Below are 16251 nucleotides of genomic sequence, written 5' to 3'. Positions count from 1 at the left end.
CATGAGCGCTGTCGCCGCGATCCGGCGCATCGACGTCGGCAAGCTGCTGCCGCAGCTGATCGCACCGGTCGCCGCGCTGATCATCGCCGCCGCGATCTCGTCGGTGGCCCTGCTGATCAGCGACAAGGACCCCCTGCTGGCGTTCCAGCACATGTACGAGTTCGGCATGCTGCCGGACACGAAGGTGGAGATCCTCAACAAGGCCAGCGAGCTGTACATCGCCGCGGTCGCCGTGGCGTTCGGCTTCAAGATGGGCCTGTTCAACATCGGCGTCGAGGGCCAGTCGAAGGTCGGCGCGTTCTTCGCCGGCGCCCTGGCCAGCGCGTCGTTCATGGACTGGATGCCCGGCGCGCTGCGCATCGTGCTCATCATCGTCGTCGCGATGATCGTCGGCGCGGCGTGGGCGTCGATCGCCGCGCTGCTCAAGACCCAGCGCGGGGTCAGCGAGGTCATCTCCACGCTGATGCTCAACGCGATCGGCGGCCTGGTCATCACCTGGCTGCTCAACGACCACTGGGGCGTCACCGAGCCCGGCGCGCAGATCAAGACCACCGGCATCCTGAGCGAGGACTCGTGGATGCCCGGCCTGCCGATCGTCTCCGGGACCGACCAGAAGGTGCTCGGCTTCTTCGCCGTCGCGGTGGTCCTCGGCGCCGCGTACTGGTTCGTGATCAACCGCACCCGCTTCGGCTTCGACCTGCGGGCCACCGGCTACAACCCGTTCGCGGCGGTCGCCAGCGGCGTCAACGCCAAGCGCATGGTGATCACCGCGATGCTGATCTCCGGCGCGATCGCCGGCCTGGTCAACCTGCCCCGCATGCTGGGCGAGAGCCACACCTACACCGAGGGCTTCGGCGGCATCGGCTTCGCCGGCCTCGCGGTGGCGCTGCTCGGCCGCAACCACCCGATCGGCATGGCGCTCGCCGCGATCCTGTGGGGCTTCCTGGCCAGCTCGCAGATCATCCTCGACATCGACAGCATCCCCAAAGAGATCGTCCTGATCATGCAGGGCGTCACGGTTCTCTCGGTCGTCATCGCCTACGAGCTCGCCGCCCGCATCGGCCGCCGGGCCCAGCAGCGCCGGGTCGGCGTGGCCACCGCCACCGCCGCGCCCGCCCCGGTAGTGGAGGAGGCGAAGTGAGCACCGACACGATGCTCTCCGAGGCGGCGGCGCAGCCTCCGGTCAAGACCAAGGGCCGGCGGATGTCGAGCTGGATGATCATGCTGATCATCTCCGGCGCGCTGATCGGCCTGTCGCTGGTCCACCAGCTCGCCAACGCCCCGGACGTCACCTCGTCGGGCGCCATCCAGGCCGCCCTGCAGGCGGCGGTGCCGCTCGGGCTCGCCGGCCTCGGCGGCCTGTGGGCGGAGCGCGCCGGCGTGGTCAACATCGGCCTCGAGGGCCAGATGATCCTCGGCACCTGGTTCGGCGCGTGGGGCAGCCTGGAGTTCGGCCCGTGGGTCGGGCTGCTCATCGGCATCCTCGGCGGCGCCATCGGCGGGCTCCTGCACGCCGTCGCCACCGTGACCTTCGGCGTCGACCACATCATCTCTGGCGTCGCGATGACGATCCTCGCCCCCGGCGTCGTGCGGTACCTGTCCTACATCACCTGGGGCAGCGCCGGCGCCACGCAGTCCCCGCAGGTGCCGCACATCCCCAGGATCTCGGTGCCCGGCATCAACGGTCTCAAGGGCCTCGAGGAGCACGAGTGGTTCCTGGTGAGCGACGTCGCGGGGGTACTGCGCGGCCTGCTCTACGAGGTGTCGCTGGTGACCATCCTCGCCGTGCTGCTGATCCCGCTGACCTGGTGGCTGCTCTGGCGCACCGCCTTCGGCCTGCGGGTGCGCTCCGTCGGTGAGGACCCGCACGCGGCGGAGAGCCTCGGCCTCAACGTCTACCGCTACAAGTACTACGGTGTGGTCATCTCCGGCGCGATGGCCGGGCTCGGCGGCGTGTATCTGTCGACCGTCACCTCGGCGATCTACCGCGAGGGGCAGACCGGCGGCCGCGGCTACATCGGCCTCGCCGCGATGATCTTCGGCAACTGGCGGCCGGGCGGCCTCGCCGTCGGCGCCTCCCTGTTCGGCTACACCGACGCGCTGCAGCTGCGGCGCGGCAGCGAGTCCGTGCACGCCCTGCTCATCCTGGTCGGCGCTCTGCTGCTCGCCCTCGCGGTGTGGGAGTTCATCCGGCGCAACCGGCTCGTGGCGGTCGCTTCCGCCGTCCTCGGCGTCCTTTCCTACGTATTGTTCTTCTCCGTGGACAAGATCCCGACCGCGCTGGTGCAGGCGGCGCCCTACATCACCGTGCTGGTCGTGCTGGCGCTGGCGGCGCAACGACTCAGGCCACCGGCCGCGGACGGCAAACCGTTCCGGCGGGGAGGCTGAGCGTGACGGACGTCGACTGGGTGGCGCTGCGACAGGCGGCGGTCACCGTGATGGCGCGCGCCTACGCGCCGTACTCGAAGTTTCCGGTGGGCGCGGCGGCGCTCGTCGACGACGGCAGGATCGTCGTCGGCTGCAACGTCGAGAACGCCTCCTACGGCCTCGGCCTGTGCGCCGAGTGCGGCCTGGTCTCCAACCTGCAGGTCACCGGCGGTGGCCGGCTGGTCGCCCTGGCGTGCGTGGACGGCGACGGGCGGCCGCTCATGCCGTGCGGCCGCTGCCGGCAGCTGCTGTGGGAGCACGGCGGCGGGGACTGCCTCATCGACCACGCCGACGGCCCGCTGCCGATGACCGCGCTGCTGCCGCACGCCTTCGACGATACGGACCTGGGGCGGATCGCCCCGGCCGGTCCTTCCGTCCCGGCCGCGCTCGCCCTGAAGGTCGGCGCCGGCACGGTGTTCGTACACCCTGACATCGCCGACGGCAGGCAGGTCTGGACCGCCTACTGGGAGCGCTCGTCCGGCGCCGCGGAAGGCGAGCCGGCGGGCATCCTGGAGGAGGGCCCGACCTGGGCCACCGCCGACGAGGGGGTCGCCTGGGGGCGGGTCCGCACGCCGAGGGTGGTCGTCGTCGACGCCCAGGGAACCGCCAGATGGGCCGGGGAGGCCCCCCGGCCGGCCGGCATCGAGCAGGACTGGAGTGCGGCATGAGCTTCGCGGCCGTGGACGTCATCCGCGCCAAGCGGGACAAGGGCGTCCTCAGCGACGAGCAGATCGACTGGGTCGTCGACGCCTACACCAAGGGCGTCGTCGCCGACGAGCAGATGTCGGCCCTGGCGATGGCGATCCTGCTCAACGGCATGACCGCCGGCGAGATCGCCCGCTGGACCGCCGCCATGATCGCGTCGGGGGAGCGGCTGGACCTGTCCGGGGTCGGTCGCCCGACCGTCGACAAGCACTCCACCGGCGGCGTCGGCGACAAGATCACGCTGCCGCTGACCCCGCTCGTCGCGGCGTGCGGCGCGGCGGTGCCGCAGCTGTCCGGCCGCGGGCTGGGCCACACCGGCGGGACCCTCGACAAGCTCGAGGCGGTCGCCGGGTTCGGCACGAAGCTGTCCAACGAGGCGTTCGTCGAGCAGCTGCGCAGCGTCGGCGCCGCGATCTGCGCCGCGGGGGAGGGCCTCGCGCCCGCCGACCGGAAGCTGTACGCGCTGCGCGACGTCACCGGCACCGTCGAGGCGATCCCGCTGATCGCCAGCTCGATCATGAGCAAGAAGATCGCGGAGGGCACCGGCGCGCTGGTCCTGGACGTGAAGTTCGGCTCCGGCGCCTTCATGCGCGAGGTCGCCGACGCGCGCGAGCTGGCCCGCACCATGGTCGAGCTCGGCAAGGCCCACGGCGTGACCACCGTCGCCCTGCTCACCGACATGGAGGTGCCGCTCGGCCGGACCGTCGGGCACTCCGTGGAGGTCGAGGAGTCCCTGGAGGTGCTCGCCGGCGGCGGGCCGCAGGACGTGGTCGCGCTGACCCTGGCCCTCGCCCGGGAGATGCTGGACGCGGCGGGCCTCGGCGACGCCGACCCGCAGGCCGCGATCGCCGACGGGCGGGCGATGGACTCCTGGCGGGCCCTCGTGCGGGCCCAGGGCGGCGACCCGGACGCGCCGCTGCCGGTGGCGCACGAGGTCGAGACGGTCACCGCCGACGCCGACGGCTTCGTCGCCACCATGGACGCCTACGCCGTCGGCGTGGCCGCCTGGCGCCTCGGCGCGGGCCGCGCCCGCAAGGAGGACCCGGTCAGTGCGTCGGCCGGCATCATCCTGCACCGCAAGCCCGGCGAGGTGGTCCGGGCCGGTGACGTGATCATGGAGCTGCGGGCCGAGGACGCCGGTAAGCTCCCGGCGGCGCTGGCCGTGGCCCGCGACGCGGTCACGCTGTCGGACACGCCGCCACCCTCCCGACCGCTGATTCTCGACAGGATCTCCTGATGCCAGAACTGATCAAGGCCCCCACCCAGATCCCCGTCCCCGGCGGCAAGATCATCGACGAGTACGTCGGCCGGGTCAACTCCGGTGAGTCCGCGGCGTCGATCGCCAAGATGATCGCCCCCGGCGGCTGGACCGAGCCGTTCCAGACGCCGGAGTTCGACGAGTTCACGATCGTGCTCCGCGGCACCGTCAGGGTCGAGCACGACGGCGGCCACTTCGACGTCACCGCAGGTCAGGCGATCGTCACCCGGGCGGGGGAACGCGTCAGGTACACCACCCCCACCGCGGACGGCGCCGAGTACGTCGCGGTCTGCCTGCCCGCCTTCGCCCCCGACCTCGCCCGCCGCGATCCCGAGGGCGACTCCTAGAGACACTGCTGGATCCGGCGGCTACAGTGCCCGGGTGACCGTGACGTCGCCGGATCCGCAGCGGGTGCGGGAGGCGAGCCTCGAAGAGCTGCACCGCCTGCGGCTCCCGCTACCACCGCCCAACTTCCCGCTCGCCTGGGAGCCCGGCGACCTGGTGGAGCTGCGCCCCGGTGCGGAGATCGAGGCGCGCGCGGCGATCCTCAACGTCGTGCTCGCCCGGGTCGCCGGCATGCCGCCGGAGCTCGCGACGCACTGGCTGGACCGGTCGGGTCTGCAGGACCGGCTGACCGGGCCGGAGTGGCAGTTCGTGGCCGACGGCGACGGCGACGAGCGGTCCTTCGGGCTGCACCTGGAGGCGCTCTTCGCGCTGTCCTGGCTGCTGGGCATCGCCATGGACCTCGATCCGCTGCTGCCCTCCGCCGACGGGCTCATGGAGCGGCTGCCCAACCTGCCGCAGGGCGAGACCTTCTCGGCGTGGCGGCAGCGCACCCTGGCCGCACCGCGCGGTGCGGGTGACGCCGCGGCGCAGCTCGACCTCTATTACTGCCTGGACTGGTCCTATCTGGAGGCGGAGCGGCGGCGGCTGCCGCTGCCCGGCCAGCTCGACTCCAACGCCGTCGGCCAGCGCCGCTGGGCCCTCGAGTGGGCGGTGGTCTTCACCGGGCCGTACCACGGCGACCCGCCCGGATGGGAAGAGGTCGACCTATCCACCTGAGCGCCGGCCTATCCACCTGAGCGCTGGCTTATCCGCCTGAGCGCCAGGTGCTCAGGCGCACCTCCAGCGTCGCGGTGATCGGCTCGGGCATCCCGGCCAGGGTGGCGGTCACCGCGGCCGGGTCGGTGTGCCATGCGCTCGGACCCATCCCGACCAGGGCCGCCGCGGCCGCGCGGTCCAGCGCCAGGGTGGCCCGCAGCGGCACCTCGTCCACCTGCGTGAGCCAGGGGCGCAGGCTCGCCGCGAGCCGCTCCGGCTTCGCCGGGTCGACGCCGACCATGCCCAGCGCCGCCACCAGCTCGGCGAGGTGCCCGGGCGCCGGGGTGACCACCACGGCGACGCCGCCGGGGCGCAGCACTCGGGCGAACTCCGGGCCCGACCTCGGCGCGAAGATGTCGAGGATCACATCGGCGGCCGCGTCGCGGACCGGCAGGCCCTGCCACACGTCGGCGCGCACCGCGCCGATGCGGGGGTCGGCCCGGGCCGCGCGGCGCAGCGCCGCCTTCGACACGTCCACGGCGAGCCCGACCCGGTCCGGGCCGAGGGCCCGCGCCAGGTAACGGCCGGTCCCGGCCCCCACCTCGACGATCAGGCCGGCTCCCGGTACACCTGCCGCCGCTGCCGCGACGGCGTCGGACACGACGTCGAAGTGTCCCGCCTCCAGGAGGGCCTCCCGGGCGGTCACCATCTCGGCGCTGTCGCCGGTGTGCACCGACCGGCCCGCGGTCAGGTCGACGTAACCCTGCCGCGCGATGTCGAACGAGTGGCCCGCGGCGCAGCGCAGCGCCCGACCGGCGGCCGTGAGCGGACCGGCGCAGACCGGACACCGCAGATGTGTGATGACGGAGGCGTGCACGCTACTAGTGTCGTTCCATGGTTGCACCCACCTACGACGAGATCCGTCGCGCGCCGAAAGCCCTTCTCCACGACCACCTCGACGGCGGCCTGCGCCCCGCCACGATCCTCGACCTCGCCGCCGGCATCGGCCACGAGCTGCCCGCCGCGACCCCGGAGGGCCTCGGGGAGTGGTTCGTCGCGGCGGCCGACTCCGGTTCGCTGGAGCGTTACCTGGAGACCTTCGCCCACACGGTCGCCGTGATGCAGACCCGGGAGTCCCTGGTCCGGGTCGCCCGGGAGTGTGCCCTGGACCTCGCGGCCGACGGCGTGGTCTACGCGGAGGTGCGCTTCGCGCCGGAGCAGCACCTGTCCCAGGGCCTCGCGCTGGCCGAGGTGGTGGAGGCGGTCCTCGACGGCTTCCGCGAGGGCTCCGCCGAGGCGGCGGCCGCCGGCAACCCGATCCGGGTCGGCACGCTGCTGACCGCGATGCGGCACGCGGCCCGCTCGATGGAGATCGCCGAGCTGTCGGTGCAGTACCGCGACGCGGGCGTGGTCGGCTTCGACATCGCCGGGGCGGAGGCCGGCTACCCGCCCACCCGGCACCTCGACGCCTTCGAGTACCTCCAGCGCGAGAACTCGCATTTCACCATCCACGCCGGCGAGGCGTTCGGGCTGCCGTCGATCTGGCAGGCCATCCAGTGGTGCGGCGCCGACCGGCTCGGACACGGTGTGCGCATCGTCGACGACGTCGCGGCCGACAATTCCCTCGGCCGGCTCGCCGCCTACGTGCGGGACAAGCGCATTCCGCTTGAGCTCTGCCCGTCGTCCAACGTCCAGACCGGCGCCGCCGCCTCGATCCGGGAGCACCCGATCGGGTTGCTGCGTGACCTGCGCTTCAGGGTCACGGTCAACACCGACAACCGGCTGATGAGCGGCACCTCGATGAGCCGCGAGATGGCGCTGCTGGTCGAGGCGTTCGGCTACGGCTGGTCCGAATTGCAGTGGTTCACAGTGAACGCAATGAAGAGCGCCTTTATTCCGTTTGATGAGCGGCTGGCGTTGATCAACGAGGTGATCAAGCCCGCGTACGCGAAGTTGATGTCGTAATTTTGTACCGATTTGTCAGCCGTCATCATCTGCGTGCATCGGGTAAATCGCCCAGCGTAGGGGGATGATCGGCTGAACTTACCGTCAAACGGACTTTTTTCTTCATGCGGAACATAACGGCTAGCGGGAGGCCTGGGCTTTCTTCTTGCGACGGGACATGGTGGAATCTCGGAGGTCTGGCCCAGTAGGGTCGGCCGGTCGCGGGTGCCTGCTGTTTCACAAGGCCCCGGTTCGGAGGGCGGTGAAGTGAGCAAACGGCCAACGACGCGGGAGCCGGTCTCGTCGCGTCTGCGTCTCCCGGTGGGCCGGCTCCGAGACCTGCCGATCTGGTCGAAGCTCGGCCTGATCATGATCGTCCCGATCATCGCGACGATCGTGGTCGGCACCAACGGTCTCGTCGACAACATCGGTGACGCCAACGACGCCGACCGGGCCCGCACCCTGTCGGGGCTGTCGGCCAAGGCCTCCTCGCTCGTGCACGAGCTGCAGAGCGAGCGCGCCAACGCCGCGCTCCTGCTCGGCGTGCTCGACCAGCAGGGCAGCGTCGAGGCTCGCGCCACCTTCGAGCGGCAGATCCAGAAGACCGAGGACACGAGCAAGGAATACCGGCTCACCCGGTCCGGCCTGGCCGACCCGCCCGAGGACTTCCGCAAGCAGCTCGCCGCGATCGACACCCAGCTGCTCGACCTGCCGGGGATGCGCAAGCAGATCTCCGAAGGCGGCAAGGACATCCTGGCCAGCACCGTCGTCAGCCGGTACCGGACGCTGATCGACGACCTGCTGAGCATCCGCGACGCCGCGGCCGAGCTGTCCAACAACCCGACCCTCGGCGCCGACATGCGCGCCGCCGCCGCGATCTCCGAGATGAAGGAGCAGGTCTCCCTCGAGCGGGTCGTCGTGCTGCGGGTCCTGACGACCAGGAAGTTCACGCCGCAGCTGCGCAAGGAGTTCGACTCCGCGCTCAACGGCCAGGATCAGGCCGAGGAGCAGTTCCGGGTCGTCTCCGAGCCGTGGCACCGCGACCTCTTCGACAAGAAGATCGCCGGCTCCGACCTGCGCGAGGCCGCGAAGTTCGAGGGCCAGCTCACCCCGCTCACCGGCGAGGACCTGCCCCAGACCGGCCTGCCTTCCGCGGCCGCGTGGGACAACTCGATGGTCAACAAGGCCAACCTGCTGCGCGGCATCGAGGTCGAGTTCGACGAGCACAACATCGAGAGCGCCACCGCGCACCGCAACGACCTGCAGCGCCAGGTGCTCGTCACCGCCGGCGCCCTGCTCGGCATGCTGCTGCTGGCCATCCTCTTCGCCTGGATCGTGGCCCGGTCCATGGCCCGCTCGCTGCGGGAGCTGCGCCACGGCGCGCTGACCGTCGCGCAGTACGGGCTGCCCCAGGCCGTGCAGCGACTGCGCGACCCGGCCCTGGCCGGTCAGATGTCACCGCACCAACTGGCACTGCAGATCGCCGAGCCACTACCGGTCCGCAGCCGCGACGAGTTCGGCCAGGTGGCCGAGGCGTTCAACGCCGTCCACCTGGAAGCCGTCCGCACCGCCGCCGAGCAGGCCGCACTGCGGGCCAGCGTCGCGACGATGTTCGTCAACCTCGCCCGCCGCTCCCAGATCCTGGTCGACCGGCTCATCGGTCACCTCGACCGGCTGGAGCGCGGCGAGGAGGACCCGGACCGGCTGGCCGAGCTCTTCCAGCTCGACCACCTCGCCACCCGGATGCGCCGTAACGACGAGAACCTCCTGGTCCTCGCCGGTGCCGACTCGACCCGTATCCAGCGCGAGCCCGCGCCGCTCATGGACGTGCTCCGCGCCGCGCAGTCCGAGGTCGAGCACTACACGCGCATCGAGTTCGGCATGATCGACCGGGACATCGAGATCGCGGCCCACTCGGTCAACGACATGGTCCACCTGGTCGCCGAGCTGCTCGACAACGCGACCGCCTTCTCCCCGCCGGACTCGGCGGTCATCGTGGAGGCCCGCCGCGTCGGCGACCGCGCCGTCCTGCTGGTCGAGGACCACGGCATCGGCGTCTCGCCCGAGCAGCTCAACGAGCTCAACGAGCGCCTCGCCAACCCGCCGATGGTCGACGTCGCCGTCTCCCGGATGATGGGCCTCGTCGTGGTCGCCCGGCTGGCCGCCCGGCACGGCGTCAAGGTCGAGCTGCGGGCCGCGCGCGAGCGCGGCACCATCGCCGACATGACGCTGCCCGCCGGCGTCCTCGTGCCGCGGGCCCTGTCCGGCCGCGCCAACGCCGGCATGCCGACCGCGGGCATGCCCGCCGTCGGCCCCAACGACATGGTCCAGGCCCGGCCGATCCCGGCGACGCCCGCGCCGCGCTCCCCGCTCGCCTCGCCGCTCGCCCTGGAGAGCGGGCCGACGCCCGTGGGCGGCCCGGCCGGCGGCGGCAACGGCGGCGGTCCGCGCTTCGGCACGCTCACCAGCAGCGGCCTCTTCGGCTCCGGCCCGCACACCGGCGAGCGGCCGACGGTCAACGGCTTCGCCAACGGCACCCCGCCGCGCCGCGAGACGCCGCCCGCCGCGTTCCACGACAGCTTCGGTGGTGCGAACCCCGCCGGCCCGCCCCCGCGTGACAGCTTCGCCGGCGGTCCCAGCGGCGCCTTCCCCCGCATCGACCCGCGCGACGCCGGTCCCGGTCCGCGCGACGGTGGTGGCTTCGGCCCCCGCCCGCCGGCCCAGCAGGGTCCCGGTGCCGGTCGCAGCCTGCCCGCCTGGTCGGACCTGACCGGTGTGGGTGGCGAGCAGTCCGAGGAGCGCCGGACGCCCGGTGACCTCAACCCGCTGCCGCAGCGCCGCGCCAACGAGAACTGGACCGTCGAGGGCGAGGTCGCCGAGGACGAGGTCAGCGGCCAGATCCCGCGGCAGCGTCCCGAGTCGTCCGACCCGCGCGGCTATGACGTCCCCGCGGCGTACGCCGCCGGTGGCGCGCCGCCGCCCCCGGCCGCGGCGGCACCGCCCGCCTGGCCGCCGGTCTCGGCTGGGCCGCAGCAGCAGCCCGACCGGTTCGCGGCGCAGCCGCCCGCTCCGGCCCCCGCGGCCGCCTCCGCCGACCCGTACGTGCCGGTGGACATGACGGCGGAGATCCCGCGGGTCCGGCTCGACTGGGACCCGGCGTCCTCCGAGAGCGAGGCCGGCGACTCCCGCCAGCGCTTCGTCGACGAGACGATGGAGCTGCCGATCTTCCGCGAGCTGGAGTCGGCCTGGTTCCAGAGCACCAGCAAGCGCCCGACCTTCGACGACGAGCCTGTCGCCGCCGCCCCGGCCGCGCCCGCCGCGCCGGCGCCGGCGTCCAACGGCGCCTCGACGCGGCCGGTCGAGGTGACCTACAGCGACACGGCATACGTGCCTCCGCAGCGATTTGAAACCCGGGTTCCGGGTGAAGCTTCGCGAGGTTCGGCCGACCGGGCGACCGGCGGTTCGGCGGTAAACTGGCAGACTGCGGCAGACGAAGGATGGCAGGCGGCCGCCGCACTCGCCCAGGAGCAGGAATTTGCGAAGACCGACACGGGTTTGCCAAAACGCGTGCCGCAAGCGCAACTGGTCCCGGGCGGGGTGGAGAAGAACCCCGCCACGGTCCACCGGCGCACGCCGGAGTCCGTGCGTGGTCTGTTGTCCGCTTATCACCGAGGCGTTCAGCGCGGCCGCACCCGGTCCGACGACTCGAAAACCCCGGAGCCCACTTCGGCCGGGCCTCAAAACTCGCAGGTTGGCAAGGAGCAAGAGGCATGACATCTACACAGGATCTCGGTTGGCTACTGGCCAATTTCGCAGACCGGGTGCCGGGCGTCGCCCACGCGGTAGCCGTCTCGGCTGACGGTCTGCTGCTGGCCGCCTCTCGTGACCTGCCGCGCGACCGTGGCGACCAGCTCGCCGCGATCGCTTCCGGTTTGGTGAGCCTCACGCAGGGCGCCTCCCGCTGCTTCGAGGGTGGGGCGGTGCTGCAGACCGTCGTCGAGATGGACAACGGCTTCCTCTTCCTCATGTCGATCTCCGACGGCTCCTCGTTCGCGGTCCTCGCGGCCCGGGCGTGCGACGTCGGTCAGGTCGGCTACGAGATGGCGCTGTTGGTCGACCGGGTCGGTGACGCTTTGACGCCGCCACCCCGGCCGACTGCATCGATGCTCGGCTGAAACTGAACTAGGTGCTTTCCGCTTTAGCGCATGACGCAATAACTGTTGACGCTGTTGACGAGGCCCGACGAGTGAGGAGGTGAACGGCGACCATGGCCGAGCGCGATGAACCAACCGGCGCGTTGGTCAGGCCGTACGCCGTCACCCGAGGTCGCACCCGGCCCAAGCTGGACATCGCGATCGAGGCGCTGGTCGAGACCACCGTGCGGGGTCGCGCGGCCAACTCTCGGCCGGGCGGCGCTCACGGACAAGAACAGCAATACATTTCAACGCTTTGCGACGGTCGCCTGCAGTCTCTCGCTGAGATCGCGGCGCGCATGCAGCTTCCGCTGGGTGTCGCGCGGGTCATTGTGGCGGACATGGCTGCAGACGGTCTCGTCGCGGTGTACGAGCCGACCTCGCTCGACGAAAACGAGTCGGTGGGCACAGAACTGCTTGAGAGGGTGCTGAGTGGACTTCGGAGGCTCTGACGTGGCAGTCCGCCCAGGGCGGGTCACGTCAGCGAAGATCGTCATCGCCGGAGGGTTCGGCGTGGGCAAGACCACACTGGTCGGCTCGGTCTCGGAGATCACGCCGCTGACCACCGAGGCCATCATGACGTCCGCCGGCGTCGGTGTGGATGACACCCGCAATGTCCCCGGCAAGACGACGACCACGGTCGCGATGGACTTCGGTCGTATCTCGATCGACCGTGACCTGATCCTGTACCTGTTCGGTACCCCGGGCCAGACCCGCTTCTGGTTCATGTGGGACGAACTGGTCCGGGGCGCCATCGGCGCTGTCGTCATGGTGGACACCCGGCGCCTCGCCGACTGTTTCGCCGCGATCGACTTCTTCGAGCACCGGCGCCTGCCGTACCTCGTCGCGATCAACTGCTTCGACGGCGTGCAGTACCACAACGCCGACGACGTCCGCGAGGCGCTCGCCATCTCCAGCGACGTCCCGGTCGTCTCGTGCGACGCCCGCTCCCGCGAGTCGACGAAGAACGTCCTCATCTCGCTCGTCGAGTACGTCCTCTCGATGCGCCGCACCCGGGCCACCGCCCCCGCGTAACGCACCACCCCCTCTCCAGCACCTCACCGCGCGCACCGTCGCCGCCTCCTCAGCAGGGCGGCCACGGTGCGCGCGCCATTTCCACCAACCTCCCAGCTCGACACCCCAGCGGACGAATCCGCCGGCCACCCCGGCGGGCAGGCCGCGCGGTGCCCAGGGCCAGTGCGGACGGCCCGCGCGACGGTCTGGCGGGCAGGGCATGCGATGGCAGGGCGCTCTGGCGGGCGGGTCGTGCGGTGGCTTGGGCGTGACGGGCGGTGTCGCGCGCCGGCCCGGTGGCCCGGCGGTTGGAATCGCTCGGCGGTCCGGTGAGTGGGTTGCGCGGTGGCCTTGGGCGTGGCGGGCAGGTCGCGCGGCGGGCGGGCAGCTCGGCGGTCCGGTGAGTGGGTTGCGCGGTGGCCTTGGGCGTGGCGGGTAGGTCGCGCGGCGGGCGGGCAGCTCGGCGGTCTGCTGGGCTGGTTGTGTGGCGGTCTGTCGGTGGGTGTGCGGTGGCCTGGGTTCTGGCGGGCGGGTCGCACGGCGGCGCGATGGCCCGGCGGGGGATCAGCTCGGCGGTCTGGCGGGCGGTTTGGCGAGCGGCTCGTGCGGTGACCGGGGCGTGGCGGGCGGGTAGTTCGGCGGTCTGGTGAGCGGGTTGTGTGGTGGGCCTGGGTCGTGCGGGCGGGTCGCGTGGTGGTCTGGCGCGAGGCCGTGAGTGGCTTGGGTGCAGTGGGCGGGGTCGCGTGGCGCTCTGTCGGTGGGCGTGCGGTGGCTTGGGCGTGGTGGGCGGGTCGCGCGGCGGCTCAGCGGGCGGGCAGTTCGGCGGTCTGGTGGGCGAGTTGTGTGGTGGCTCGGCGGGCGGGCAGCTCGGCGGTCTGGGTGGGCAGGTTGTGTGGTTTCTCGTGGCGGCCGGTGCACGAGCGGCGCCGCGACACCGGTCGGCATCGCAGTCTGGACGGTGCGTGCTGGATCGGTCGATGGCGCGGTCTTCCCGTCGCGGCCATCGACCGCTGCGGCACATGCGTGCTGGGTGTCCGTCCTTCGGGCATCAAGGCGGGACCGGTGGTGGCCGGCTGGGCGGTGTGTTGGTGGTGGTGGAGAGGTTGCGGCGGGTCGGGTGGGGTTCGTTGCCGGTGACGGCGGTCCGGACCGTCGTCGGTGGTGTCGTTGTGCCGTGGGCGGGGCCGGCCGGTACGCCTGCGGCCCGGGACGTATCACGTGGAGTGGGCGGTTGAGGCTCCGCTCACCTGGCTAGGCGAACTCAGGCCGGCGGAGGTGCCGGCGACGGTCGTGATCGAAGATGCGTCATCCTGCGGGTGCTTCTCCTTCCGACTGGTGACTGCGAGTCAGTGCTGGACCCGGCGGGCACGCTCGTCCAGCTCGATGTCACGACAAAGCGCCTGTGTGCGGGTTGCCCTTTACCCCTACGAGCTGTGACCGCCCGTGAGACGGTCCTGACGTGTCGTGAGACGCCTGCGCGCCTGCAAGTCACACCTGAACCTCCCCGGCGGGGATCGAAGGCTCACAGTCCATCTGAGACCCCCCAATTCTCCCGGCGGGACGCGGCCCGGCGCCAGCGGCGCCCTGCGAAGTCGACGCTCGATCATCAGTGCATCACGTACAGCGACGAAGCCAGGCAAAGCAAAGGGCCGCCCGAAGAGATCGGGCGGCCCTGATTGCTGGTGGAGGGTCAGCGGCGGGCTGAGCGGTACTCGAACTCGCGCTCCTGGTAGTCGCGGCTGGCCTCGCGTTCGCGGCTGAAGTCCCAGCCGCCGGCGGCCTCGCGGCCCGGGCGGCCGCCGACGGAGAAGCCGCCGACCTCCTGGCCCCGGCGCCACCCGCGGAAGTAGCCGGTGGTGTGCGCCGCGATCTGCGCCGCGTCGCGGACGATGCGGAGCGGGCGCTCGGGGGAGTTGACGGGGGCGCCGGGCACCAGGTTCTGCTGCGGCACGCGCCGCGGCAGGCCGGTGGACGTCTCGTCGCCGAGCTTCGGCTGGCTGGCCTGCTCGGCGGCGCGCCAGGCGGAGTCGTTCTGGTTCTCCCAGCTGACCGCGGGGCGCTCGGCGGCGGCCTCCGACTCGCTGTCGGCGTCCCAGTCGGTGAACCACGCGGAGCGAGCCGCGGCGAATATCAACAGGTCACCGTCCGCCTCGTCGGACTTCGAGGTCGAGGCCGAAGCCGGACCCGAAGCCAGCGCGGATGCCTCGGCGGCCGCGGCGCGGCGGCTGCGGCCGGCGCCGGTGCCGCTGCTGCGGGCCGTGGCCCGCTCGGCGGCGGCGGGGGCGGCCCGGTCCTCGACGAGGCGCAGCGCGGGCGGCTCGAAGCGGAACTCGCCGCTGTACTCCCCGCTGAGCTCGTCGGAGTAGCCGGTGAGCGCCGGGTCCGGCACGGGGGCCGGCTCGACCAGGCGCAGCCCGGCCGGCTCGGCCGGCAGGTCGCCGGTCTGCCACGGGGGCGGGACGCGACCCTCGCGCTGGCGGGGCAGCTCGACGGGGCGCTCGGCCCGGGAACGCTCACTGCGGGGGATCTCGGTGCGGGCCCGCTCGGACCGCGGGATCTCCGTCCGCGCCCGCTCCGACCGGGGGATCTCCGTGCGGGAGGCGCGAGGCGTGGCGGCGGCGGCCTCCTCGGCCCGCGCCGACCTGCGGCCTTCCGTCCTTCCGGCGGTCGTTGCGTCGTCGGTACGACTGGCGCGCCGCCCACGCGTCGACTCCGCCGCGGCCTCGGCCTCGACATCCGTGGAGGCCGACAGGTCGGAGCGGTTGAGCGGGTCCCGGTCGGAGCGGTTGCGGTCGGCCCTGTTGCGCTCGGACCGGCTCAGCTCCGAGCGGTTCAGCAGCTCGGTGTGCTCGGACCGCTCGGCGCGCGAGCCGCGCGAGGAGCGACGGCCGAAGTCGTCCTCGGCCTCCAGCTCGGCCGGCGGCTTCGGGATGTCGCTCAGCCGCGGCAGGCTGCTCAGGTCGGAGGAGAAGGACGACGCCGGCGGCGCGGACGGCGTGCTCTCCGTCGCGAACGCCGAGGTCGTCATGTTCAGCGGGTCACCGTCGAACGCGTCGCTGGTGTCCGGGCCGCCCAGCGGCCAGCCGCTCCGCGTGCTGGGCGCGGGCGTGCCGGGGTCCATCGTCGGCGGCTCGCCGAGCGCGCTGAGGTCGCTGAGCCGGATCGAGCCGCTGTCGCTCTCCTGAGCGGCCGCCGCCGGCGGCGCGGAGGAGGGGCGGGTGAAGTCGAAGCCGGTGTCGGCCAGCAGCGGGGCGATGCCCGGCGGCGGCGTCGGCATGAGCGACGCGAACGTGGGCTGCTCGCTCGCGGCCGGCGGCGGGATCACCGGGGCTGGGGCGACCGGCGGCGGCGCGACCGGGGCGGGCGCGACGGGCAGGGGAGCGACCGGCACGGGCTGCGGCGGCGCCGGCTGCAGCGGGACCGGGATCGACTGCATCGACGCCGGGACCGGCTGCTGCTGGTACGTCGGGGGGATCGGCGGCGCGGGCGCGTAGGTCGGCGTCGGCGGCTGGTAGGCGGCCGGCTGGTACGGCGGCGTCGGCGCCTCGGTGCCCGGGCTCTCGAACGCGCTCGGTCGCCGCCCTCGACCTCGCCGCGTCGATGCAGGTTCCCCTGGAGTGGTTCGCGCTGTCCGCGGGCGCGAAGATCTCGATGAGCTCCGGCACCGAG

Annotated in this window: 13 protein-coding genes; 11 read left to right on the top strand and 2 right to left on the bottom strand. The window is 72.5% G+C overall.

Annotation, left to right across the window (positions count from 1 at the left end; genetic code table 11):
* Position 1: 1 nt before the first annotated feature.
* The 6 genes from AB0J72_RS44350 to AB0J72_RS44325 are packed head-to-tail and all read left to right on the top strand — an operon-like array spanning position 2 to position 5452.
* Positions 2 to 1141 (top strand): ABC transporter permease, encoded by a 1140-nt coding sequence (locus AB0J72_RS44350; protein ID WP_363411264.1) that lies wholly within the window; start codon positions 2 to 4, stop codon positions 1139 to 1141.
* Positions 1138 to 2388, top strand: a complete 1251-nt coding sequence (locus AB0J72_RS44345; RefSeq protein WP_363411261.1) for an ABC transporter permease — start codon at positions 1138 to 1140, stop codon at positions 2386 to 2388. Before AB0J72_RS44350 ends, AB0J72_RS44345 begins: the two co-directional genes overlap by 4 nt.
* A gap of 2 nt (positions 2389 to 2390) precedes the next feature.
* Positions 2391 to 3095 carry a cytidine deaminase gene (locus AB0J72_RS44340; protein ID WP_363411258.1) on the top strand — a complete coding sequence of 235 codons (705 nt, stop codon included), beginning with the start codon at positions 2391 to 2393 and terminating at the stop codon, positions 3093 to 3095.
* The gene (locus tag AB0J72_RS44335; protein ID WP_363411255.1) at positions 3092 to 4369 is read left to right on the top strand and encodes a thymidine phosphorylase; all 1278 of its coding nucleotides are present in this window, start codon (positions 3092 to 3094) and stop codon (positions 4367 to 4369) included. The genes AB0J72_RS44340 and AB0J72_RS44335 overlap by 4 nt, the downstream gene beginning before the upstream one ends.
* Positions 4369 to 4737: a cupin domain-containing protein gene (locus AB0J72_RS44330; protein WP_363411252.1), complete on the top strand. Its 369-nt coding sequence runs from the start codon at positions 4369 to 4371 to the stop codon at positions 4735 to 4737. Before AB0J72_RS44335 ends, AB0J72_RS44330 begins: the two co-directional genes overlap by 1 nt.
* Before the next feature lie 34 nt (positions 4738 to 4771).
* A complete protein-coding gene (locus AB0J72_RS44325) occupies positions 4772 to 5452 on the top strand; it encodes a DUF4272 domain-containing protein (RefSeq protein ID WP_363411249.1) in 681 nt (226 codons plus the stop codon).
* A 28-nt stretch (positions 5453 to 5480) separates the two neighbouring features.
* Here the strand turns inward: AB0J72_RS44325 and AB0J72_RS44320 are convergent, their stop codons facing one another.
* Positions 5481 to 6308, bottom strand: a complete 828-nt coding sequence (locus AB0J72_RS44320; RefSeq protein WP_363411246.1) for a putative RNA methyltransferase — start codon at positions 6306 to 6308, stop codon at positions 5481 to 5483.
* Positions 6309 to 6325: 17 nt separating this feature from the next.
* Here AB0J72_RS44320 and AB0J72_RS44315 point away from each other — a divergent pair, with 17 nt between their 5' ends.
* The 5 genes from AB0J72_RS44315 to AB0J72_RS44295 all read left to right on the top strand — a co-directional run bounded on the left by AB0J72_RS44315 (position 6326) and on the right by AB0J72_RS44295 (position 12603).
* Positions 6326 to 7396, top strand: a complete 1071-nt coding sequence (locus AB0J72_RS44315) for an adenosine deaminase (RefSeq protein ID WP_363411245.1) — start codon at positions 6326 to 6328, stop codon at positions 7394 to 7396.
* Positions 7397 to 7696: 300 nt separating this feature from the next.
* On the top strand, positions 7697 to 11149 hold the full coding sequence (locus tag AB0J72_RS44310; protein WP_363411243.1) for a sensor histidine kinase: 3453 nt from the start codon (positions 7697 to 7699) through the stop codon (positions 11147 to 11149).
* Positions 11146 to 11550, top strand: a complete 405-nt coding sequence (locus AB0J72_RS44305; RefSeq protein ID WP_033358336.1) for a roadblock/LC7 domain-containing protein — start codon at positions 11146 to 11148, stop codon at positions 11548 to 11550. Before AB0J72_RS44310 ends, AB0J72_RS44305 begins: the two co-directional genes overlap by 4 nt.
* Before the next feature lie 92 nt (positions 11551 to 11642).
* A complete protein-coding gene (locus AB0J72_RS44300) occupies positions 11643 to 12020 on the top strand; it encodes a DUF742 domain-containing protein (RefSeq protein ID WP_033358337.1) in 378 nt (125 codons plus the stop codon).
* Positions 12001 to 12603 carry an ATP/GTP-binding protein gene (locus tag AB0J72_RS44295; RefSeq protein ID WP_203848113.1) on the top strand — a complete coding sequence of 201 codons (603 nt, stop codon included), beginning with the start codon at positions 12001 to 12003 and terminating at the stop codon, positions 12601 to 12603. Before AB0J72_RS44300 ends, AB0J72_RS44295 begins: the two co-directional genes overlap by 20 nt.
* Before the next feature lie 1669 nt (positions 12604 to 14272).
* Here AB0J72_RS44295 and AB0J72_RS44290 read toward each other — a convergent pair.
* Positions 14273 to 16018: a hypothetical protein gene (locus tag AB0J72_RS44290; RefSeq protein WP_363411239.1), complete on the bottom strand. Its 1746-nt coding sequence runs from the start codon at positions 16016 to 16018 to the stop codon at positions 14273 to 14275.
* Positions 16019 to 16251: the final 233 nt, after the last annotated feature.

Origin of the sequence: Dactylosporangium sp. NPDC049742, assembly GCF_040674675.1 — a bacterium.
Classification (GTDB): domain Bacteria; phylum Actinomycetota; class Actinomycetes; order Mycobacteriales; family Micromonosporaceae; genus Dactylosporangium; species Dactylosporangium maewongense.
The sequence above is the reverse complement of the archived record's forward strand: the minus strand, read 5'-3'. Positions and strand labels throughout refer to the sequence as shown.